General features: G+C 55.4%; 16 protein-coding genes. 2 read left to right on the forward strand and 14 right to left on the reverse strand.

Translation table 11 applies throughout. The features are described 5' to 3' along the window. Positions 1–140: 140 nt before the first annotated feature. The 10 genes from DESAC_RS05240 to fdhF (DESAC_RS05285) form a co-directional block, all read right to left on the reverse strand. A complete protein-coding gene (locus tag DESAC_RS05240; protein WP_013706034.1) occupies positions 141–896 on the reverse strand; it encodes an ABC transporter ATP-binding protein in 756 nt (251 codons plus the stop codon). Then, entirely contained in the window at positions 896–1564 is a 669-nt protein-coding gene (gene modB, locus DESAC_RS05245; protein ID WP_013706035.1) for a molybdate ABC transporter permease subunit, read from the reverse strand. Before modB ends, DESAC_RS05240 begins: the two co-directional genes overlap by 1 nt. A gap of 103 nt (positions 1565–1667) precedes the next feature. Next, positions 1668–2441, reverse strand: a complete 774-nt coding sequence (gene modA, locus DESAC_RS05250) for a molybdate ABC transporter substrate-binding protein (RefSeq protein WP_013706036.1) — start codon at positions 2439–2441, stop codon at positions 1668–1670. Positions 2442–2754: 313 nt separating this feature from the next. Next, positions 2755–4002, reverse strand: coding sequence for a DEAD/DEAH box helicase (locus DESAC_RS05255; protein ID WP_013706037.1), 1248 nt, complete (start codon positions 4000–4002; stop codon positions 2755–2757). Positions 4003–4247: 245 nt separating this feature from the next. Next, positions 4248–4682, reverse strand: coding sequence for a hypothetical protein (locus DESAC_RS05260; RefSeq protein WP_013706038.1), 435 nt, complete (start codon positions 4680–4682; stop codon positions 4248–4250). Positions 4683–4748: 66 nt separating this feature from the next. Continuing rightward, on the reverse strand, positions 4749–6302 hold the full coding sequence (locus tag DESAC_RS05265; protein ID WP_013706039.1) for a B12-binding domain-containing radical SAM protein: 1554 nt from the start codon (positions 6300–6302) through the stop codon (positions 4749–4751). 161 nt (positions 6303–6463) lie between these two features. After that, positions 6464–6751, reverse strand: coding sequence for an RNA-binding regulator (gene rbp / locus DESAC_RS05270; protein WP_258164927.1), 288 nt, complete (start codon positions 6749–6751; stop codon positions 6464–6466). A gap of 111 nt (positions 6752–6862) precedes the next feature. Next, positions 6863–7066, reverse strand: a complete 204-nt coding sequence (locus tag DESAC_RS05275; RefSeq protein ID WP_013706041.1) for a cold-shock protein — start codon at positions 7064–7066, stop codon at positions 6863–6865. Between the two features lie 294 nt (positions 7067–7360). After that, positions 7361–9205 carry an NADH-quinone oxidoreductase subunit NuoF gene (gene nuoF, locus DESAC_RS05280; protein WP_013706042.1) on the reverse strand — a complete coding sequence of 615 codons (1845 nt, stop codon included), beginning with the start codon at positions 9203–9205 and terminating at the stop codon, positions 7361–7363. 69 nt (positions 9206–9274) lie between these two features. After that, a complete protein-coding gene (gene fdhF / locus DESAC_RS05285) occupies positions 9275–11971 on the reverse strand; it encodes a formate dehydrogenase subunit alpha (protein WP_013706043.1) in 2697 nt (898 codons plus the stop codon). 839 nt (positions 11972–12810) lie between these two features. Between fdhF (DESAC_RS05285) and DESAC_RS05290 the strand changes: the two genes are divergently transcribed. Both DESAC_RS05290 and DESAC_RS05295 read left to right on the forward strand, forming a co-directional pair. Then, the gene (locus DESAC_RS05290) at positions 12811–13059 is read left to right on the forward strand and encodes an AbrB/MazE/SpoVT family DNA-binding domain-containing protein (RefSeq protein ID WP_013706044.1); all 249 of its coding nucleotides are present in this window, start codon (positions 12811–12813) and stop codon (positions 13057–13059) included. Positions 13060–13064: 5 nt separating this feature from the next. Further along, positions 13065–13388 (forward strand): type II toxin-antitoxin system PemK/MazF family toxin, encoded by a 324-nt coding sequence (locus DESAC_RS05295; protein WP_013706045.1) that lies wholly within the window; start codon positions 13065–13067, stop codon positions 13386–13388. Positions 13389–13442: 54 nt separating this feature from the next. Here DESAC_RS05295 and nuoF (DESAC_RS05300) read toward each other — a convergent pair whose 3' ends face one another. The 4 genes from nuoF (DESAC_RS05300) to fdhF (DESAC_RS15695) form a co-directional block, all read right to left on the reverse strand. Next, positions 13443–15284 (reverse strand): NADH-quinone oxidoreductase subunit NuoF, encoded by a 1842-nt coding sequence (gene nuoF / locus DESAC_RS05300; RefSeq protein ID WP_013706046.1) that lies wholly within the window; start codon positions 15282–15284, stop codon positions 13443–13445. A 13-nt stretch (positions 15285–15297) separates the two neighbouring features. After that, positions 15298–17991 (reverse strand): formate dehydrogenase subunit alpha, encoded by a 2694-nt coding sequence (gene fdhF, locus DESAC_RS05305; RefSeq protein ID WP_013706047.1) that lies wholly within the window; start codon positions 17989–17991, stop codon positions 15298–15300. A gap of 782 nt (positions 17992–18773) precedes the next feature. Next, entirely contained in the window at positions 18774–20615 is a 1842-nt protein-coding gene (gene nuoF / locus DESAC_RS05310; protein ID WP_013706048.1) for an NADH-quinone oxidoreductase subunit NuoF, read from the reverse strand. Positions 20616–20628: 13 nt separating this feature from the next. Further along, entirely contained in the window at positions 20629–23322 is a 2694-nt protein-coding gene (gene fdhF, locus DESAC_RS15695) for a formate dehydrogenase subunit alpha (protein ID WP_083800212.1), read from the reverse strand. Positions 23323–23583: the final 261 nt, after the last annotated feature.

Here is a 23583-nt window from a genome sequence, read left to right on the forward strand (position 1 = left end):
CCATGTGTAATTGTAGTTTATCGGCAAACAGAGCTATTGTTGTAAAGGCGAATCTTGTATTCGCCCTCACCTAGGGGCGTACACAAGATTCGCCCCTACATGGCAATATCTCTTTCCTTGCAGAAGTTACTTGCAGGCAATCAATCTAAATTTTCATCTCCTTGAGGATTCTGGAGACTCTGCCCATCATAAGACGCTACCAGCGCCGCCACCTCTGGGGTGCGCGGTTGACTGATGATCGCCTGGGGGCTCCCTCTCTGGGCGATTTTACCAGCAGTGTAGATAAGCAGGGTATCCGCCAGGCTGGTTGCCTCCAGGAGATCGTGAGTTACCAGGATCACCGGTAGGGCAAACTCGCGGTGAATCTGTTTTAAAAACCGGCGCATCTCCCGCCGCAGGGGATTATCCAGGGCTGAGAACGGTTCATCCAGGAGCAGGGCCTGTGGTCTTCGGATAAGGGCCCGAGCCAGAGCCACTCTTTGCTTCTGGCCTCCGGAAATCTCTGCCGGGGGTTTGCGGGCCAACCCCTCCAGATGGAAAATGTGCAACATCTCTTCAACCCGTTGTTCCCTTTCCGTTCGGGATAATCCAGTAGCTCCATAAGCAATGTTCTGCCGCACCGTCATATGCGGGAAGAGCGCCAGGTCTTGAAAGACATAGCCCAGAGAGCGCCGTTGCGGCGGGACGTTGATTCGCATCCGACTGTCAAACAGCACCTGGCCGTTGGCGGTAATCCGCCCGGTATCAGGCTGCAGAAATCCGGCGATGAGCTGTAAGGTCAATGACTTACCGGCGCCGGAATAGCCGAAGAGCACGGCCAGTTCATTTCCTATCTGCCAGTCCACCTCTAACTTGAAGCCATTGACCCGCTTGATTGCCTGTACCGCCAGCCCCATTACGCCATCCTCCGGCTGAAACGATTGGCCACGTAGAGGAATAACCCGGATATCAGCGTCAGGAAGATGACCATGAAATTTGCCTGACGCCATTCGCCGCTGCTGGCCAAGGTGTAAATGGCCAGCGGCATGGTATCGGTCTTGCCGGGGATGTTCCCGGCCAGCATCAGGGTGGCCCCAAATTCGCCCAAGGCGCGGGCGAAGGTGAGAACGGTTCCGGCGATGATGCCTTTCTTGGCCAAGGGCAGAACGACCCAGAGGGCCGTGCGCCACTCCGAGTGTCCCAGGGTATAAGAGGCATTGATGAGGTTGCGGTCCACTGCTTCCAGGGCGGCCCGCGTCGTTTTGATCATCAAGGGCAGGGCCACCACATACGAGGCCAGGACCGCCGCTTGCCAACTGAACATAATGGTCCAGCCGGTCCACTCGTAGACGAGGCGTCCGATAACGCCGTTGCGGCCGAACAGGATGATCAGATAATAGCCCGTGACCGTAGGCGGCAGGACCAGAGGCAGGGTCAGGCAGATGTCCAGCAATTCCTTGCCGAAAAAATCTCTGCGGGCCAGCAGATAGGCCATGCCGATCCCGCTGGCCATGACCAATACGGTGGCCAGGCCGGCCACCTGCAGGGAGAGTTTTAAAGAAAAAAGTGTGGCGCTGTCTAACATAAAAAACAGTTTCCGGTTTTATGTAAACGGTTTCCGGGTGGAAAGGCTGATGGTTGGGTCGGAATAGTTTTCTCCCAGCTACCAGGTCTGCGTTATTTTATACTTAATTTTTTGAAACTGGTTTAAACCCATACTTTTTGAGTATGTCCTGCCCCTCGGCAGAAAGAATCAGGCTGATAAACTCTTTGGCCGCCGCAGTATCGGCGGCGCCTTTGATTAAAGCTAGAGGATACACCACCGGCTTGTGGCTGGCAGGTGGAGCCAGGGTTATTACCTGCACTTCCTTGGGACGGGTCAAGGCATCGGTTTGGTAAACCAGACCGGCGTCTACTTCCCCTCGGGAGACATAATCCAACACCTGCCGGACATTTTCCGCCAGGACCAACTTGGGTTGAATGACATCGGCAATCTTAAAGTAATTAATGACATCCATGGCATATCTTCCCGCCGGAACCGTCTTGGGATTGCCGATGGCGATCTTTTTTATCTCAGGTCTGGTTAAATCTTGAAAACCGCCAATTTTGACGGATACCTGCCGGGGTTGAACCAGGACTACCCCGTTGCCGGCAAAATCCTTACGGCTTCCCGGCACTAACATGCCAGCCTGGTCAAGCACATCCATATCTTTCTGAGCCGCCGAAGCAAAGACCGCCACCGGCGCCCCTCCCTGAATCTGCCGGGCCAGATCGCCGGAGGCGCCGAAGTTAAAGCTTACTTTGACGTCGGAATGCTTCTTCTGATAGAGTTGGCCGAGCTCCGTAAAGGCATTTTTCAGGCTGATGGCGGCGGAAACCAGAATTTCCGACTGCGCCCCGGCCCAGACACCAGAACTACTGATGATGTACATAATGCCTAACAGAAATACAATCCTCTTCATGACCGATTTTCCCCCTTAATCTGGTTTATACGACTAATTCATTATATGTCTAGAATAGCATATATTTAAAGAGAAAAAGAAGAGCAGATTAAACTTTGTTTATCATTCATCAGTGTCTGACAAGTTTTTTTAGGTGGGAAGGGCGGGTGAGGATCTTGGTTTGGTCTACAATTCTTTTCGGTACCGATTAAGGTAAAATACGATATCCTCGGAGGTGTCTCAAAGGATCAACATAATAACGGTAGTGTGAGGCCTGGGCCATCGGAGCAAATCATCTCAAGTGACCCCCCCGGTGGCTGGCCTGATTTAATCTTTATCTGTGTCCGAAAAACTGTGAATCTTTACCGCGCCCTTTGGATGGTTCAGTTTTTTTCCGTTCTCTGCGGCGCTGAGCTTGGGACAACGGTCGGGCTAACTTGCAATCGGGCAGCGCATCAGCTTTTTTATAATCAAAACCGTCAAGTATACAATGTCTAACCCTGGTGCGGAGGACATTCTCGATCCGGCGAACCATATCCTCATCTTCAGAGGTAATGAAAGTGAAGGCATCCCCGGTTTTCGTATTTCGGCCGGTACGTCCGATTCTATGCGTATAGGCATCGATAGTATCCGGCATGTCGTAATTGATAACATGGGAAATCTGGGTTACGTCAATCCCGCGTGCGGCAATGTCAGTAGCCACCAGTATCTGGAACGTACCGTTGCGAAATCCGTTCATCACGGCCTGTCGCCGCCCCTGGGAGAGATTTCCCTGCAGTGACGTGGCGCGATAGCCGGCCTTCCCCAGTTGTTCCCCTAACCGTTTGGCCCGGTGTTTGGTGCGCGTAAAGATCAATACCGATTCAGTGTTGGTATGGCGCAACAGCTCGAGAAGGAGCGCGGTTTTGAGGTGCTGCTTGATCGGATAAAGCCTGTGTGAGACATTGATTGCCGGTCCAATATTGTTGACCTGCACCGTAACCGGTGCTTTTAGTACTTCGTGGGCCAGATGAAGAATATCATCAGGCATGGTTGCCGAAAACAACAGTGTCTGGCGTTCTGTCGGCACGTGCTTGATGATCTTTCTAATATCAGGCAGAAATCCCATATCGAACATCCGGTCTGACTCATCCAGGACGAGCACTTCCAGATTCGACAGGTCGATGGTGCCCTGATTCATGTGGTCAAGCAGGCGACCCGGACAGGCAACGACAATCTCGGCGCCGCGCTTCAGCTTATCCACCTGAGGATTGAAACCAACTCCGCCATAAATAGTAACGCTCCTGAGTCCGGTCCGGCTTCCCAGGGTTCCTATGGCTTCGTGAATCTGCTGGGCCAATTCGCGGGTGGGGGCAATAACAAGAGCCCTGACCTGCCTACGCTCGCCCTGCATCAAGCGATGCAGGATAGGCAGCACAAAGGCCGCGGTCTTCCCGGTACCGGTATGGGCTAGGCCCACAACGTCATGCCCTTGCATGATTAGCGGGATTGCCTTGGCCTGGATCGGCGTAGGCGTCCTAAATCGTGCCGCCACAACGCCGGCCGTGACCTGGTGGTGAAAATCGAATATGCTAAATTCCATAAACTCCTTTTCTTCTCCTTCTAGGTTCGACAAAAATATTCCCTGTATAATAAGAGGGTTAAAAAATGATGTGATTATCCTGAGACAATAGTTGTGAGCCCAAGTTATTTTGATATGGCATTGCTTCTGAGGTAAGGGTATTTAAAAGCAGACCGCCTTATTATTCCGCTCAACAGGCTTAAGGTAGGCAATGTTTTTGACGGCCAGCCGCCTAGCCTCTCGCCTATAACCTTTGACTTTATCAACTATCCTTGTTTTTTAGTTGTTTTAGTGTATTTTCTCTTCTTTTTAGCTGGTTCCTGGGGAGTTTCTGCCTCTACGGTTGCTGATTGAGATGGCATTTCTGGGCTGGCCTCAACCGGCGCCAAGATTTTCTGCTGCAAGGCATTATTAACCTCAAGATTATTGAAAAAACCTCTCCGGAAAGAATCCAGCCCAAATTCCGTAAGTTGTTTTTTGCCTTGGCGCTGGGGTAGGTCTATATAGATATATTCCCCATCTATTTTCTTGATGGTTCCCAAGCCAAAGGTACAGTGGTTGATAGTGAGTCCGATAAGCTCCTGCCAGCGATCTTTACTAAAGGAAGCATACCGGAAGAAACTTAGAGGATCAATTTTAATGGGTGTATCAGAATCTAACCTGTTACATTCATGGTTCGAACATGCATCAGATTGGGTCATAATTTTTACCCCGTAATCTAACTAGTCAAGATTAGACCGAAAGAGAATTATCGTTGTTGGCCATTATCAGGATGGGGTGCTTCCTGTGATGGGGAGGATATTTCTGAGGGGTTCGGTGAGTCCTAGCTCCATCATCCTGGCCGGGAGATCCGGTTTCCGGCTTAAACTCCGGCGCCGAAATGGGCTCCAGAGCAACTTAAAGATATCGGTTCTCTTCATATGCCGGCCTAACAATCGCAGGAGCTTATAGGTACGGATAGGCCGCCGGAAAATACGGCAAGCAAAAAGCCAGGCATAGCCTTGCATGCGTACCCGGTTTACCACCGATCCGGACAGGGCGGTGGGATCGATATCTGAACATTTGAACCATTTATCCCAATCGCGCTCGTCATCAATGATCCCTCGGTCGATGTACTCCTGCCATAACGGAGTGCCCCGATAGGTGCATAAGCGATTGAACCCGAAGGTGTCGATCTGCAACCTGGTGGCAAAGCGGAAACTGGCCATCATGTCTTTTTTCGATTCCCCGGGAGAGCCGACAAGAAAAAAACCGTGCACCCTTTCGATGCCTTGACGCTTCGCTTCACTGACGGCGTGTTTCACCTGTAGCAGAGTCTGCTTTTTATTTAGTCGGTCAAGGACCTTTTGGGTGCCCGCCTCCACTCCAAAGGCCAGGAAATTGCAATTGGCTTTTTTCATCAGAGACAGTTGATCAACCGCGACCGCATCAACCCGACCTTCGCAGCCCCACCGGAATTCCAGTCGGCGTTCCAGGAAACCGCAACAGATTTCACCAATGCGCTTTCGGTTAAGAAGAAAATGATCGTCAGTGAGGTAAATCGACCGATAACCCGAATCATTTAGCAGCTGCATTTCTCCCAGTACATGGGCCGAGGAACGGTAGCGCCATTTGCCCCGGGACAGGGCCGGGATGTCGCAATAGATGCAGGAATAGGGGCAGCCTCGCGATGTCTGCATGGTACAAAATTTATCCAAAGAGAGAACAGCGGGGACATCCAAAGGCAATGACTCGATGTAGTCGATGGGAAGGCTGGCCCGGTCAGGATAAGGAAATTGATCCAGATTTCGAAGGAGCGGACGTGGTACGTTTCTCACAATCTTCCCACCATGACGCCAGACCAGTCCTGCCACGGAGCCTGGATCGTCAAGGTTCTGAAGGTAGTCAGGGAGAAGCTCTTCCCCTTCCCCAACCCCTACGCAGTCCAGGTCAGGGCAGTCTCTGAGGATACGGACCGAATTCATGGTGGCAAAGGCGCCGCCCAGGATAAGGGGAATTTTCGGGGCCGCGACTTTTAGCCGCCTGGATAAATCTTTGACCGCCGGGTAGGTGGTCGTCGAGAGGCAAGAGAGGGCAATGACATCGGGACGATCGGCCTCGGTTGCCTGAGCGATGTGTTCTGGCTGCATTTGCGGGTGACAGGTGTCGAATAGCCGGACCTGATGTCCATGCTGGCGTACGATCGGAGCAAGGGTTTGGATTCCCAGGGGTGGGAAGCCCATAATTTTGATCCGGCCATTGTCAGACCCTGACCTATCCAGTTCCCTCGGGAGTAACTGGCAAAAGTTGTGGTCTCGGACGAAAACCAGGAAGACATTCATCGGAAAATCCACCGTAGTCGCAGATGTATGTTAAACAGCGGGAATATGCCACTGGGTTCGGTTTCTTAACCGAAAGGCGGCCAATAGGCCGCCTTTTGATAACCCGGAAATCAGATGACTGAAAGTGACCGGAGCCTCATGCGGCCGCCTGAACCCTGGTTCTATCGGTACCCACCCCGGCGGCCACCACCGCCAAACCCGCTTTTTTGCTGAGGTTTGGCTTCATTGACTGCCAGGGGGCGTCCGTCGACAGTCCGGCCGTTGAGCATGGATATTGCTTTCCTGCCTTCCGATTTAGTTTCCATTTCTACAAAACCGAAGCCCCGGGGTTGGCCAGTTTGCCGGTCGGTGATAATCTTGGCCGAGGTCACAGGACCAGCCTCGGAAAACAGTGTGCCGAGCTGTTCTTCGGTCATCTCGAAGGACAGATTGCCCACGTATAACTTCATGCTCATATCTTCTCCTTGTTGGATTTGCCAGGGTTGACTGGCTGGTATTAATATCGGCAGGGGTGCCGGAACTCCTAAAACTGCGGAGTTCCGTTCATCTGTCAGTTCAGCTTAAAGAATTACGACATTTTGGGCCTGAACACCTTTGGGACCCTGAACTACTTCGAACTCCACGGCCTGGTTTTCTGACAAGGAGCGATAGCCATCCGTTTGAATGGCGCTGTGATGCACAAACACATCAGGACCGCTTTCCCGGCTAATAAAGCCGAAGCCCTTGGAATTATTGAACCATTTTACTGTACCGTTTTCCTTCATGGTGAAACCTCCTCAATATGCTACATAAATATCCTACCACATAAGCAGGACACAAAGCCGTCAGGCAAAAAAAAATCGGTGGGAGTAGGCACCCCCTCCGATTCTTGTCCAGGATTTGCGACCTGAATTACGTCTGACATGCTAAACTTTTTTGATTATACAAGAATATTTATCATTGTCAAGCAGGATACAGAATTATTTTAACATGTCGAGCAACATACCTGTTACAAAACTGGGGCAGACCCATGGTTGTCTGCCCCAAGCCTGGTTATAAAAAAATTATGGCTACCGGTCCTAACCCATCTTACACACCCCGTGGGTGCACTTGCCGGCGATGTGGTCCTCGAACTCCTGGCGGAAGCGTTTCAGCAGGCTGAAGAGCGGCGCCGGGGCCGTCTGGCCCAGGGGGCAGAACGAGGCGTCCATCATGGTCTTGCCCAGCCTCTCCAAAAAATCGAGGTCGCCGGGCTGCCCCTTGCCCTCCCAGATGCGGGTCAGGGTCTGCAGGAGCTGCCGCGTCCCTTCCCGGCAGGGGGTGCACTGGCCGCAGGACTCATGGGCGAAGAAGACCGCCACGCTGCGGGCGAAGTCCACGGCGCAGACGGATTCATCCATCACCAGCATGGTTCCCGAACCCAAAGCGCCGCCCACCTTGGCCATGCCGAAGTCAACCGGCACGTCCAGGGCCTCGGGGCCGACGATACCGGCCGAGGCGCCCCCGGTCTGGCACATCTTGAACTTCCCGCCGTCCCGCATGCCGCCGCCATAGGTGTCGATGAGCTCTCTTAGCGTGATGCCCGCCGGGACCTCCACGATCTGCGGCGTCCGGACATGGCCGATGATCTGGTAGATCTTGGTGCCGGTGGTGTCGGCCGTGCCCAGGGATTTGTACCACTCCCCACCTCGGGTGATAATGGCCGGGATTGCCGCCAGGGTCTCGACGTTGTTGACAATTGTCGGCTTCTGCCACAATCCTGCCACCCCCGGGAAAGGCGGCTTGGAGCGGGGATAGCCCCGTTTGCCTTCGATGGACTCGATCAGCGCCGTCTCCTCGCCGCAGATGTAGCAGCCGAACCCGGAGCGGACCTCGATGTCGAAGGAGAAGCCGCGGCCGAAGAGGTTTTCTCCGAGATATCCCTTAGCCCTTGCCTGCGCAATGGCCGTAGCCAGCCGGTGTTTACAGAGATAGTACTCCCCCCGGCAGTAGATATAGCCCTTGTCGGCCCCCACTGCGAACCCGGCGATGGCCATGCCCTCCAAGAGCTTGTGGGGGTCGCCTTCGACGATGTAGCGGTCTTTGATGGTGCCCGGCTCGCCCTCATCCAGGTTGCAGATGATGTATTTCTGGGGAACGTCCAGGGGCCGGGTAAAGGACCACTTCAGTCCGGTGGGGAAACCCGCCCCGCCCCGGCCCCGCAGGCCGGAGGCCTTGACCTCTTCCACGATCTTTTCCGGGGTCATGCCGGTGAGCGCCTGTTTCAGGGCCTGGTAGCCGCCCTTGGCCAGGTAGTCGTCGATCTTCTCGGGATCGATGACCCCGACGTTCTCCAGGAGGATCAATTCTCCCGGGGCCTGTTTATAGCTGCGGAAGGCGTTGGTGCTGTAGGGCAGTTTTTTATAATCCGGGGCCTTCCCGGCCCGGTAGTCGGCCAGGATCTGCCTGATCTTGTCCTTGGTGAGGTTGCCGTGCACTACCTCGTTGATCTGCATGGCCGGGGCCACTTCGCAGATCCCCAGGCAGGCGGTGGTCTCCAAGGTGAAGAGGCTGTCGGCGGTGGTCTCTCCCACCTTGATGCCCAATTCCTCCTGCATGAAGTGGAGCATGTTCTCGGCCCCGGCAATGTGGCAGGGGGGCGACTCGCAGAAGCGGATGACGTATTTCCCCTTGGGCTGCCAGGTGTACATGGAGTAGAAGCTCATGACTCCGAAGACGTCGCTCCCCGGCACCTTGAGCTGGCAGGAGATGCGCTGCTGCACCTCGGCGGGAATATACCCCACCGCCTCCTGCACTTCCTGCAACACCGGCATCAGGTTGCCCGGGGTATCTTTATAGCGGTTCAGGATGGCGTCCACCTGATCCCACTGGGCTTGACTAAGGGCTGAGGCGGCATGAGTACCGCAATGACAATGTTCTCCCATAGTTTTCTCCATTATTACATGATGGCTAATACCAAAGCTGCTTTCAAAGAAGTAAACGAAAGGATCGTATCATGCCTTTTCGATCTGCACGGCACAGGCCTTAAGTTCCGCCGTCTGGGAAATCGGGTCGAAGACCGGATTGGTGAGCCAGTTGGCGTTTCCTTCCCGGAAATGAAAGGACATCCACACCAATCCTGGTGGAACTTCCTCCGTCACCCGGGCCTTGACTTTGACCTCTCCCCGTCGGGATCTGACCCGCACCGGCTCACCTGTTTTGACGCCCAGGCGCGCCGCGTCCGCCGGAGAGATATCCGCGGTTTCCTCGCTCAAGAGATCATTTAGTCCAAGGCACCGACCGGTCTGGGTCCGGGTATGGTAGTGGAAGAGCCGCCGGCCGGTGCTGAGCACCATGGGATAGTCCTTATCCGGGACTTCCGCCGGCGGGGTCCAATCCAGCGCCATAAAGCGGCCTTGGCCGCAGGTAAAACAGCCGTCTTGGTGCATGATGCAGGTGCCCGGGTGGTCGAGGCTGGGCACCGGCCATTGCAGTCCATCCTCCTCGATGCGGTAATACTTGATACCTGCCAGGATTGGCGCCAGGTGAGAGACTTCGTTGTCCCAGATCTCCTGGCCGTTGTTGGAGGTCCAGTCGTGGCCCAGGCGTTTGGCCAATTCTTTGAAAATCCACCAGTTGGGTTTGGCCTGCCCCGGCGGCTCGGACACCTTGCGCACCCGGCTGACCCGGCGTTCGCTGCTGGCAAAGGTGCCGTCGTCTTCGCTCCAGGCCGCCGCTGGAAAAATGACGTCGGCAAAACGGGTGGTCTCAGTGGGAAAGATATCATTGCACACCAGGAATTCGGCGGAAGCCAGGCAGTGCTCCGCATGACGGATGTCCGGTTCGGCGTTGGCCAGATTTTCGCCGAAGACATAGAGAAACTTAATCGTGCCGGTGGTCAGGCCTTCTATCATCTGCGGAATCATCAAGCCGTTCTTTTCCGGCAGTTTGACCCCCCAGGCCACTTCGAACTTGGCCCGGGCCGCGGGGTCTTCCACCCGCTGATAGCCGGGGTAGACGTTAGGCAGCGCTCCCATATCGCAGGCGCCTTGGACGTTGTTCTGGCCCCGGATGGGATTCACACCGCCGCATTCAAAGCCGACGTTTCCCAAAAGCATCTGCAGGTTGGCACAGCTCATGACGTTATGGACGCCGCAGGTATGTTCGGTGATCCCCAGGGTGTAGATGAGGATCGCGGGTTTTACCGAGGCCAGGCGACGGGCTACCTCTTTTAACATATCCACGCTGACCCCGGCGATGGCCGCAGCCCGCTCCGGGGGATACTCCATAACCTTAGCCTTCAAGGCTTCGAAGCCGGTGCAGCAGCGTTCCACGTAGTCTTTGTCATAAAGGTTTTCGGTAATGAGGACATGCATCAGGCCGTTGATAAAGGCCACGTCGGACCCCACTTTGATGGGCGCGTAGATATCGGCGAATTCCGCCAGCTTGACGCGCCGGGGATCGGCCACGATGAGCTGTGCCCCGTTGCGCACGGCGTTCTTCACAAAGGTGGCGGCTACCGGATGGGCCTCGGTCATATTTGAGCCGGTGATATAAAACATCTTGGCCTTGGCAAAATCCGCGAAGGAATTGGTCATAGCCCCGGAACCGAAGGACGCCGCCAACCCTGCCACCGTAGGGGCGTGACAGATGCGGGCGCAGTGATCGATGTTGTTGGTGCCGATGGCCACCCGGAAGAGTTTTTGCATCTGGTAGGAGTCTTCGTTGATGCTCCGGGCGCAACTGATGCCGGCACAGGCGTCCGGCCCGTGTTTGGCGACAATCTCCTTGATTTTGCCGGCTACCAGATCCAGGGCCTCGTCCCAGGAGGCCTCCCGAAAACCGTCGCCACTCTTAATCAGGGGGGTAGTGAGCCGATCGGGGGAATAGATAAAGTCATACCCGAAACGGCCCTTGACGCAGAGGCGGCCTTTATTCGGCGCGCCGTCCTCCGCCCCGGTGACCTTAATGATTTTTCCATTTCTAACATGCAGCAACTGTTGGCACCCCACGCCGCAGTAAGGACAGGTGGTGCGAACCTTCGTTGTTTCCCAGGGGCGCCCCAGACCGACAGATTTAAGGGCGACGAGGGCGCCTACCGGACAGGCCTGTACACACTCGCCACAGAAAACACAATCTGAGTCGCCATAGGAGCTATCGGCCATGGTTACAATCTTATTGTGCGACCCGCGATAGCCGATACTGATGGCATTATTGACCTGTCTTTCTTTGCAGGCGCGAACGCAACGACCGCACATAATACATTTAGACAAATCCCGGCGGATCAGATTCTTATTGTCTTCCAGGTGATATGGCGTTTCCGGTGGAAAGGCGAAACTCGGTGCCGGGATGTTGTAGCGGTACGCCAGGGCCTGCAATTCGCACTCCCCGTTAGCTTCGCAGATCAGGCAGTTGTGATTGCCGGAGGCCAACAGGAGTTCGATAACCATCTTCCGGGCCGCGGTCACGCGCTCTGAATCAGTCTTAATCACCATTCCGGCGGCGGCGGCAGTGGCGCAGGCCGGTGCCAGGGTGCGCCAGCCCTCCACTTCCACCACACAGACCCGACAGGAACCGGTAGGTTTAGTGTCTTTTAGGTGGCAAAGGGTGGGGATGGTATAAATCCCCGCTCGGCGAGCTGCTTCTAAGATAGTTTCACCTGAAATATAATCGACTATTCTGCCATCTATATTGAGAGTTGATTTATTCATGGCTGTAAATTCCCTTATGCCAGTTAGATTTGATCTGGGATAACGTCCCAGAAAACCTAAGGTCTTGTTTAGATAAAGGCAGTATGATGTTTGATAAATCCTGAGTAAATAGATTAAGATGGTTTTTATGGGTCTTCCATGGCCGATCCTCCTTATGGAAATAAGTGTCCGCCGCCAGATTGCCAGATGGAACTGCTGTCAGGTAACACAATCTTTGAATAGGAGAAAATTGCTTTTTCAGGTGAGATTATGTGGCATCCTAACCATGGCTAATGGTCTTGTCGGCTGCCCAATCAAACCTGAAAAGCTAGGGGCTTGGCCAGAAAGATTTGGCAGATGCTTTATGGAGGAAATACGGAAGAGGGAAGAATCTTTCGGCCTAACCCTGCGCTCTGCTCACCCTATCTGGGTGGAGTCCTCGGTTTCGAACTCAGGTAAAGCCGAAGTTATGCATGGTGAATCCTATGCCAATGGAAGAGAAGCAGATATAGCACAATATTTCACAATGCCATTATAAAAGACGGCGCTGCGTCTGTCAACCGTTCAACTATATGTTATTATTAACATATATACTCTCAAATAAATCGGCTGCGTTAGGTGAACCAGTGAGACCCGAGGAATGGGGGAGGAACCCCGAAGGATAGAAAAATGGAGGTATGGAAGGGAAGAAGGTATGGATGATAACTCGGCGATATTGCCCGATATGGATTGAAAGACCGCAGTTTCCTTTAGGTTGGATGAAATCTTGGTATTTGATAAAATTTCTTATCCTCTTGCCTTGACATACGCAAGACAATAGAATTACAATGTAATTACTTATTCATTGACGGAGGCGCCATATGAAAACAAAGTTGATTCCCATTGGCAACTCAAAAGGAGTTCGGTTGCCCAAACCTCTCCTCTTACAAGCCGGTTTAACCGACGAAGTGGAACTGCATGTGCAGGATGGCGCTATTGTGATTGTGCGGGCCTCAACCCCACGCGCCGGGTGGGCTAAAGCCGCCCAGGAGTTGCGTCATCGGAAAGAAGATGTCTTGATAGAACCGCTTACCCCCACTATTTTTGACGAAAAAGATTGGGAATGGTGAAGGCGATGGAAATTCGACGCGGCGACGTGTTTTTGGTCAGTCTTGACCCGCCTCAAGGGGGCGAGATCCAAAAGACCCGCCCTTGTATCATTATTTCTCCTGATGAACTGAATACCCATTTGCGAACCTTCATCGTGGCTCCCTTGACTACAGGCGGCCATCCCTATCCCTTCCGCTTACCTTGTCAATTCGAAGGTAAAGCCGGCTTCGTGGTTCTCGACCAGATTCGCACCGTGGACCGAGGGCGTTTGGTGCGGCGACTGGGGGAACTCCCTCCTGACGTCCTGGGCCGGATATTGGAGACCTTACAGGAAATGTTTGCCCCCTAGGGTGAGGATAGGGGCGGGCAGAACCCGCCCTATCGTGACGAGAGATTAACCAATTTACATCTTACACACCCCGTGGGTGCACTTGCCGGCGATGTGGTCCTCGAACTCCTGGCGGAAGCGTTTCAGCAGGCTGAAGAGCGGCGCCGGGGCCGTCTGGCCCAGGGGGCAGAACGAGGCGTCCATCATGGTCTTGCCCAGCCTCTCCAAAAAATCGAGGTCGCCGGGCTGCCCCTTGCCCTCCCAGATGCGGGTCAGGGTCTGCAGGAGCTGCCGCGTCCCTTCCCGGCAGGGGGTGCACTGGCCGCAGGACTCGTGGGCGAAGAAGACTGCCACGCTGCGGGCGAAGTCCACGGCGCAGACGGATTCATCCATCACCAGCATGGTTCCCGAACCCAAAGCGCCGCCCACCTTGGCCATGCCGAAGTCAACCGGCACGTCCAGGGCCTCGGGGCCGACGATACCGGCCGAGGCGCCCCCGGTCTGGCACATCTTGAACTTCCCGCCGTCCCGCATGCCGCCGCCATAGGTGTCGATGAGCTCTCTTAGCGTGATGCCCGCCGGGACCTCCACGATCTGCGGCGTCCGGACATGGCCGATGATCTGGTAGATCTTGGTGCCGGTGGTGTCGGCCGTGCCCAGGGATTTGTACCACTCCCCACCTCGGGTGATAATGGCCGGGATTGCCGCCAGGGTCTCGACGTTGTTGACAATTGTCGGCTTCTGCCACAATCCTGCCACCCCCGGGAAAGGCGGCTTGGAGCGGGGATAGCCCCGTTTGCCTTCGATGGACTCGATCAGCGCCGTCTCCTCGCCGCAGATGTAGCAGCCGAACCCGGAGCGGACCTCGATGTCGAAGGAGAAGCCGCGGCCGAAGAGGTTTTCTCCGAGATATCCCTTAGCCCTTGCCTGCGCAATGGCCGTAGCCAGCCGGTGTTTACAGAGGTAGTACTCCCCCCGGCAGTAGATATAGCCCTTGTCGGCCCCCACTGCGAACCCGGCGATGGCCATGCCCTCCAAGAGCTTGTGGGGGTCGCCTTCGACGATGTAGCGGTCTTTGATGGTGCCCGGCTCGCCCTCATCCAGGTTGCAGATGATGTATTTCTGGGGAACTTGCAGGGGCCGGGTAAAGGACCACTTCAGTCCGGTGGGGAAACCCGCCCCGCCCCGGCCCCGCAGGCCGGAGGCCTTGACCTCTTCCACGATCTTTTCCGGGGTCATGCCGGTGAGCGCCTGTTTCAGGGCCTGGTAGCCGCCCTTGGCCAGGTAGTCGTCGATCTTCTCGGGATCGATGACCCCGACGTTCTCCAGGAGAATCAATTCTCCCGGGGCCTGTTTGTAGCTGCGGAAGGCGTTGGTGCTGTAGGGCAGTTTTTTATAGTCCGGGGCCTTCCCGGCCCGGTAGTCGGCCAGGATCTGCCTGATCTTGTCCTTGGTGAGGTTGCCGTGCACCACCTCGTTGATCTGCATGGCCGGGGCCACTTCGCAGACCCCCAGGCAGGCGGTGGTCTCCAAGGTGAAGAGGCCGTCCTTGGTGGTGTGCTTGAGCGGCACACCCAACTCGGCCTGGGTGAATTCCAGCAGGTTGTCGGCCCCCTGGATGTGGCAGGGAGGTGATTCGCAGAAGCGGATGACGTACTTCCCCTTGGGCCGCCAGGTATACATGGAATAGAAGCTCATGACCCCAAAGACATCGCTGCCGGGGATGTTGAGCTTACAGGAGATGCGCTGCTGCACCTCGGCGGGGATATACCCGACCGCTTCCTGCACTTCCTGCAACACCGGCATGAGGTTGCCCGGGGTATCTTTATAGCGGTTCAGGATGGCGTCTACCTGATCCCACTGGGCTTGACTAAGGGCTGAGGCGGCGGGTGCGCCGCAATGACAATGCAATGTCATGATGGGGCCTCCTTTAGGCTCTTTCGATACGAGCGGCACAGACCTTGAATTCCGGAATCTTGCACACCGGGTCCAAGGCGGCTATGGTGAGAGTGTTCGCTGCCGCTTCGGCAAAATGGAAGGGGATAAAGATGGTTCCCGCCACGGCTTTACGCGAAATTTCCGCCTTGGCAGTGATGGCGCCCCGCCGGCTGGTGACCCTCACCATATCTCCTGAGGCGATCTTGTAAGCCTCTGCGTCTGTGGGGGAAAGCTCGACACGACACTCCGGCGCTTTTTCATTCAATCCCACCGCCTTCCGGCTCATGGTGCCGGTATGATACTGGTAGAGCAACCGGCCGGTGGTGAGATAGAGGGGATAATCGGCGTCGGGCATTTCCGCCGGGTCTTGATGTTCGATGGCAAAAAAGAGACCCTTGCCGCGGGTGAATTGGCCTTTGTGCAGATACTGCGTCCCCGGATGTTCAATGGTGGGGCAGGGCCATTGCAACCCCCCTGATTCCAAACGCTCATAGGTCATACCGGCGTAGGAGGGCGTCACCGTGCGAATCTCTTCAAAGATCTCCTCGGCGTTTTTATAGTTCATGGGATATCCCATGCGGGTGCTGATCTCGCTGATAATCTGCCAGTCCGGCTTGGATTGCCCGATGGGAGGAATGGCTCGGCGCACCCGGGCCACCCGGCGTTCAGTGTTGGTGAAGGTGCCGTCTTTCTCGGCAAAGGTGCAGGCCGGCAGCACCACGTCGGCGAGTTTGGCTGTTTCGGTAAGGAAGATATCCTGAACCACCATAAATTCCAATCCCTGCATCTCCTTGATAGCATGGGTGCAATCAGGGTCAGACATCGCCGGATTCTCCCCCATAATATAGAGGGACTTGATGCCACCTTCAGAAATGGCCGGGATCATCTGGGTGAGGGTCATGCCCACATAATCAGGCAACCCCGCCACTCCCCAAGCCGCTTCCATCTTGGCCCGGTTGGCCGGATCGGTGACCGCCTGATACCCCGAATAAACATTGGGCAGCGCTCCCATATCGCAGGCCCCCTGCACATTGTTCTGCCCCCGCAGCGGATTGACGCCAGCATGGGGAATGCCCACATTGCCGCAGAGCATGGCCAGATTGGACATGGTTTTGACATTGTCGGTGCCCACCGTATGCTGGGTGATGCCCATGCAAAACACGATGGATGCCGCCGGAGCCTTGGCATAGAGGCGGGCCGCGGCGATGATCTCCGCCGCCGGCACGCCGCTGATCTTCTCCACATATTCCGGAGTGTATTTGCTCACCGTCTCTTTAACCGCCTCGAAATTTTCGGTCCGTTCGGCGATATAATCGACGGCATGCAAGTTTTCGGCAATGATGACATGCATCATGCCGTTGATCACTGCAATGTCGGTTCCGGGGAATTGACGCAGCCAAAGACGGGCATAACGCACTAAATTCTGTCTCCGCGGATCAATGACAATGAGGTCTTTATTTTTCAGTTTCGCGGCTCTCTTAATATAAGTGCCAATAACCGGATGATTTTCATTTGGATTTGAACCGATTACCAAAATGCAATCCGCATCCTCCAGTTCCATGATCGAGTTGGTCATAGCCCCGGAGCCATAGGTCGTAGCCAAACCGGCCACCGTGGAGGCGTGGCAAAGGCGGGCGCAATGGTCGACGTGGTTGGTGCCGATAACCGCCCGCATGAACTTTTGCATCAAATAATTCTCTTCGTTGGTGACCCGGGCCGATGAAAAGCCCCCCATCTTCTCGGGGCCGTATTTCTCTTTCATCTCCTTGAACTTGCTAGTTACCAGATCCAGGGCCTCATCCCAGCTAGCTTCCACCAGCTCGCCGTTCTTCTTTACCAAAGGGGTTTTCAGGCGATCGGGATGGTTCACAAACCCCATGCCAAAACGGCCCTTGACGCACAGGCGCCCCTCATTGGGAATGGCCCGCACTCCCATCACCTTGACAATTTTATTGCCTTTGAGGTTGAGTTCCAACTGACAGCCCACCCCGCAATATGGACAGGTGGTACGAACTTTCCTTAGCTCCCAGGGGCGGCCCTGATAGCGGGCTTCCTTAAAGATCAAGGCACCCACCGGGCAGGCCTGGACGCATTGCCCACAGAAGACACAGTCGGAGTCAATATAAGGACTATCAGCCCTGGTGACGATCTTGTTGTGATGCCCCCGGTAGCCGATCTGGATGGCCTCATTCACCTGCCGTTCGTTGCAGATCCGGACGCAGCGGCCGCACATGATGCACTTGGAAAAATCCCGCACGATCATACTATTGTTGTCTTCGTAATAGTAGGTCGTATCCGGCGGGTTGGCAAACGTCGGCGTCGGCACCTGGTAACGGTAGGCTAGGGCCTGCAGTTCGCATTCGCCATTGGCCTCGCAGATGAGACAGTTGTGATTGCCGGAAGCCAGCATCAGCTCGATGATATTCTTTCGGGCGGCAACGACTCGCTCACTCTCCGTCTGTATCACCATACCGGGAGTGGCCGCAGTGGAACAGGCAGTTACCAAAGTCCGCCAACCCTCCACTTCCACCACACAGATCCGGCAGGAGCCGGTGGGTTTCAGAAGCGGCATATGGCAAAGGGTAGGAATAGTATAGATGCCGGCGCTGCGGGCTGCCTCTAATATGGTCTGGCCCGGCGCATAATCGACCATTTTCCCATCAATTTTAAGCGTTACATTATTCATGGACAAGTATTCCTTCATAACCGGGTTGATAAAAGATGTTTTGCCGCCCCTCGTTTAGGTACGTCATTCCCTTACTGTGGTTCGTTTCAGCTGAGAAATCTCTCGTTGCGAAACCGTGGGTCTGGTTTTTCCACAACGGCAGCAAAGTACTCGATGAATCATTAACAACAGGAGACGATGATGCTTTCTAGGGATCTTCCATGGCAAACCCTCCTCAGGCAGACTATGTGCTTCCCGGCTGCCCGCCAAATTGACCGGCTGCCGCATAATACAGAGGGATAAAGGGAGAATGTTGCTTTTCAGGCAGGATGAGAAAATTATTTCCCCATGCTCTGAAAACTGAATGGCCTTCTAACCCAACCTGAAAAGGCCAGGACTTGGCCAGGAAGACCTAAGGATGTGATGCTAGGAGGGAATACGAGATAGGAAAGTCTTTCGGCCTAGCCCTGCGCAGTGCTCACCCGTTCCGGGTGGAGTTCACTGGTGTGAACTCACGTAAAGCCGAAATGATACATAGTGAATCCTATACTTATGAAAAAGTATTATGAATAGTACATTATTTCACATCGCCATTATAGAAGACCGCACTGCCTCTGTCAACCATTCCCCCTTATATCATTATTGACATAGGTTGATTTAAAAAATACTCTGTGGACAGTCAGGTTATAAAAAAGCTCTTGGAAATTGCAACAGGCAAGGTGAAAGTATAAGGAAAACAATGGGGACAGGATATCCCCATCCCCATTATGATGGCATCAGATGATGGTTGCTTGGCAACCTTGTTACATCTTACACACCCCGTGGGTGCACTTGCCGGCGATGTGGTCCTCGAACTCCTGGCGGAAGCGTTTCAGCAGGCTGAAGAGCGGCGCCGGGGCCGTCTGGCCCAGGGGGCAGAACGAGGCGTCCATCATGGTCTTGCCCAGCCTCTCCAAAAAATCGAGGTCGCCGGGCTGCCCCTTGCCCTCCCAGATGCGGGTCAGGGTCTGCAGGAGCTGGCGCGTCCCTTCCCGGCAGGGGGTGCACTGGCCGCAGGACTCGTGGGCGAAGAAGACCGCCACGCTGCGGGCGAAGTCCACGGCGCAGACGGATTCATCCATCACCAGCATGGTTCCCGAACCCAAAGCGCCGCCCACCTTGGCCATGCCGAAGTCAACCGGCACGTCCAGGGCCTCGGGGCCGACGATACCGGCCGAGGCGCCCCCGGTCTGGCACATCTTGAACTTCCCGCCGTCCCGCATGCCGCCGCCATAGGTGTCGATGAGCTCTCTTAGCGTGATGCCCGCCGGGACCTCCACGATCTGCGGCGTCCGGACATGGCCGATGATCTGGTAGATCTTGGTGCCGGTGGTGTCGGCCGTGCCCAGGGATTTGTACCACTCCCCGCCTCGGGTGATAATGGCCGGGATTGCCGCCAGGGTCTCGACGTTGTTGACAATTGTCGGCTTCTGCCACAATCCTGCCACCCCCGGGAAAGGCGGCTTGGAGCGGGGATAGCCCCGTTTGCCTTCGATGGACTCGATCAGCGCCGTCTCCTCGCCGCAGATGTAGCAGCCGAACCCGGAGCGGACCTCGATGTCGAAGGAGAAGCCGCGGCCGAAGAGGTTTTCTCCGAGATATCCCTTAGCCCTTGCCTGCGCAATGGCCGTAGCCAGCCGGTGTTTACAGAGGTAGTACTCCCCCCGGCAGTAGATATAGCCCTTGTCGGCCCCCACTGCGAACCCGGCGATGGCCATGCCCTCCAAGAGCTTGTGGGGGTCGCCTTCGACGATGTAGCGGTCTTTGATGGTGCCCGGCTCGCCCTCATCCAGGTTGCAGATGATGTATTTCTGGGGAACGTCCAGGGGCCGGGTAAAGGACCACTTCAGTCCGGTGGGGAAACCCGCCCCGCCCCGGCCCCGCAGGCCGGAGGCCTTGACCTCTTCCACGATCTTTTCCGGGGTCATGCCGGTGAGCGCCTGTTTCAGGGCCTGGTAGCCGCCCTTGGCCAGGTAGTCGTCGATCTTCTCGGGATCGATGACCCCGACGTTCTCCAGGAGGATCAATTCTCCCGGGGCCTGTTTGTAGCTGCGGAAGGCGTTGGTGCTGTAGGGCAGTTTTTTATAGTCCGGGGCCTTCCCGGCCCGGTAGTCGGCCAGGATCTGCCTGATCTTGTCCTTGGTGAGGTTGCCGTGCACCACCTCGTTGATCTGCATGGCCGGGGCCACTTCGCAGACCCCCAGGCAGGCGGTGGTCTCCAAGGTGAAGAGGCCGTCCTTGGTGGTGTGCTTGAGCGGCACACCCAACTCGGCCTGGGTGAATTCCAGCAGGTTGTCGGCCCCCTGGATGTGGCAGGGAGGTGATTCGCAGAAGCGGATGACGTACTTCCCCTTGGGCCGCCAGGTATACATGGAATAGAAGCTCATGACCCCAAAGACATCGCTGCCGGGGATGTTGAGGCCGGTGGCGATGCGGTCCTGGACCGCCGGCGGCAGACAGCCGATCTCTTCCTGAACCGCCTGGAGGACCGGCATCAGGTTGCCGGGGACATTCCGATACGACTCAATGATGCTGTCGATGGCGTTCCACTGCTCCGGGGTGATCTCCGGGGCCGGAGTGCTGTGCGAATGGCAGTGTGCAGACATGATCAGGCCCTCCTTAAGCTTTCTCGATCTGCACGGCGCAGACCTTGTATTCGGGAATCTTGGCCACCGGGTCCAAAGCGGCGATGGTCAAGCGGTTGGCAGCCGCCTCGGCGAAGTGGAACGGCACAAACACAGTGCCGGGCCTGGCCTTGGGTGAAACCTGAGCTTTTGCAGTAATCTCCCCCCGCCGGGTTCTGACCCGCACCTGGTCGCCGGAAGTTATACCATAGGCGCTGGCGTCCAGATCGGAGAGCTCCACGTAACATTCAGGCGCCTTTTCATTCAATCCTCGGGCTTTTCTGCTCATGGTGCCGGTGTGATAATGGTACAAGAGGCGGCCGGTGGTAAGGTAGAGCGGGTATTCCGGGTCAGGCAATTCCACCGGATCCTTGTGGTCGATGGCGAAGAACTGTCCCAACCCGCGGGCAAATTTATCTTTATGCAAAAACATGGTGCCGGGATGATCTTCCGTGGGACAAGGCCACTGGATGCCCCCGGAATCCAGACGTTTATAGGTGATACCGGCATAAGATGGGGTCACCTGGCGGATTTCCTCGAAAATGTCTTCGGGATTGGCATAATTCATGGGGAAACCCATACGTTTGGAGATCTCAGCGATGATCTGCCAATCCTGCCGGGCTCCGGCCAACGGTGGTATCGCCTGCCGCACTCGGGCCACCCGGCGTTCGGTGTTGCTGAAAGTACCGTCTTTCTCGGCAAAGGTAACGGCTGGCAGGACAACGTCGGCCAACTGCGCCGTTTCCGTCAGGAAGATATCCTGGACCACGAAGAAATCCAGTGCCTGCAATTCTTTGATGGCGTGGTTGAGATCGGGGTCCGAGACTACCGGGTTTTCCCCCACCACATATAAGGCTTTAATCTCCCCTTTTAGAATCGCCGGCAGCATCTCGGTCATGGTCATGCCGACGTAATCGGGCAATCCCGTTACTCCCCAGGCGTCTTCCATCTTCTTGCGACTGGCGGGATCGGTAACTGCCTGATAACCGGAAAAGACGTTGGGCAGGCCGCCCATGTCGCAAGCGCCCTGGACGTTGTTCTGGCCCCGCAGGGGATTGACGCCGCCCCCCAGGACGCCGACGTTACCGGTGAGCATGGCCAGATTGGCCATGGTCTTGACGTTGTCGGTGCCGACGGTATGTTGGGTAATACCCATACAGTAGACAATGGCAGCGGCTTTGGCCTGAGCGTAGAGGCGGGCTACTTTAATCAGATCGGCGGCGGGGATACCGCTGATCTGCTCCACATATTCCGGCGTGTATTTGGCTAACGTGGCCTTGAAGGCTTCGAAATTTTCCGTTCGTGCGGCGATGTAATCCGCCGCATGCAAATTTTCATTAATGATGATATTCATCAGGCCGTTGAACACGGCGATGTCAGTGCCCGGCTTCTGGCGCAGCCAGATGGTGGCGTGTTTCACCAGGTCGATGCGCCGGGGATCAATGACAATCAACGTCTTATTTTTATATCGCGCCGCCCGTTTGATCCGAGCGGCGATGACCGGATGGTTTTCAGTGGTGTTGGACCCGACGACCAGAATGCAGTCAGTATCTTCCAATTCAGCTATAGAGTTTGTCATCGCTCCGGAACCGAAGGCAGCAGCCAGACCGGCTACCGTGGAGCTGTGTCAGAGACGGGCGCAGTGGTCGACATTATTAGTGCCGACGACACCGCGCATAAATTTCTGGAAGAGATAATTTTCCTCGTTGGTGATGCGGGCGGAACACCAGCCGCCGATGGTCTTGGGGCCATGCTTTTCCTTGATCTCCTGCAGTTTGGCAGCTACCAAATCGAGGGCCTCATCCCAGGAGGCCTTTTCGAGTTTGCCGTTCTTTTTGATCATCGGCGCGGTGAGACGTTCGGGGTGGTGGACAAACCCCAAACCGAAGCGGCCCTTGACGCACAGGCGGCCTTCGTTGGGGATGGCCCGAGCGCCCGTGGCCTTGACAATCTGTCCGTCTTTGACATGCAGGTCAATCTGACAACCAACGCCGCAGTAGGGGCAGGTAGTGCGTACGACCCGCAGCTCCCAGGGTCGGCCCTTGCCGATGGCGTTTTTGTCGAGCAGGGCACCCACCGGACAGGCCTGGACGCAGGTACCGCAGAAGACACAATCTGAGTTGAAATAGGGGAAATCGCATTTGGCTACAATCTTGTTATGGCTCCCGCGGTAACCGATCTGGATGGCCAGGTTTACCTGCCGTTCATTACAGGCCCGGACGCAGCGGCCACACATGATGCATTTGGAAAAATCCCGGACGATCATGCTATTATCGTCTTCGTAATAATATGTGGTACCGGGCGGGTTGGCGTACGACGGGGTTGCTACCTGATATCTATAGGCCAAGGCCTGGAGTTCGCATTTGCCATTGGCCTCACAGATGAGACAGTTGTGATTGCCGGAAGCTAACATCAGCTCGATGATATTCTTTCGGGCGGCAACGACTCGCTCACTCTCCGTCTGTATCACCATACCGGGAGTGGCCGCAGTGGAACAGGCAGTTACCAAAGTCCGCCAACCCTCCACTTCCACCACACAGATCCGGCAGGAGCCGGTGGGTTGGAGCGGCGGAAAATGACAGAGCGTGGGGATATTGTAAATACCCGCCGACCGGGCAACTTCAATGATGGTCTGCCCAGTTTGAAACTCGACGGTCTTCCCGTCTATCGTTATTGTGGGATTGCTCATTTTCTCCTTCGCCTCCATCTTGGTTAGCCCAATTAAGACTTACGGATACAGTAAGTATATCTTTTCACATGCTATGATATAAGACCATTCGGATGACGTCAACCCAAATTATCAGTAAAGTCTTATATATGTCATTTATGACATACCGAATCTGGATAGATTTATTGAAATTTATAGTGGGTCTAGACGATCTAGGCGGAAGTTTTTTCTTAAGAAGAAATACTATGAAACTGTTGCCATGACCTTCACCAAGGACCCGAA

The sequence above is a fragment of the Desulfobacca acetoxidans DSM 11109 genome (assembly GCF_000195295.1).
In the GTDB taxonomy this organism is placed as follows: domain Bacteria; phylum Desulfobacterota; class Desulfobaccia; order Desulfobaccales; family Desulfobaccaceae; genus Desulfobacca; species Desulfobacca acetoxidans.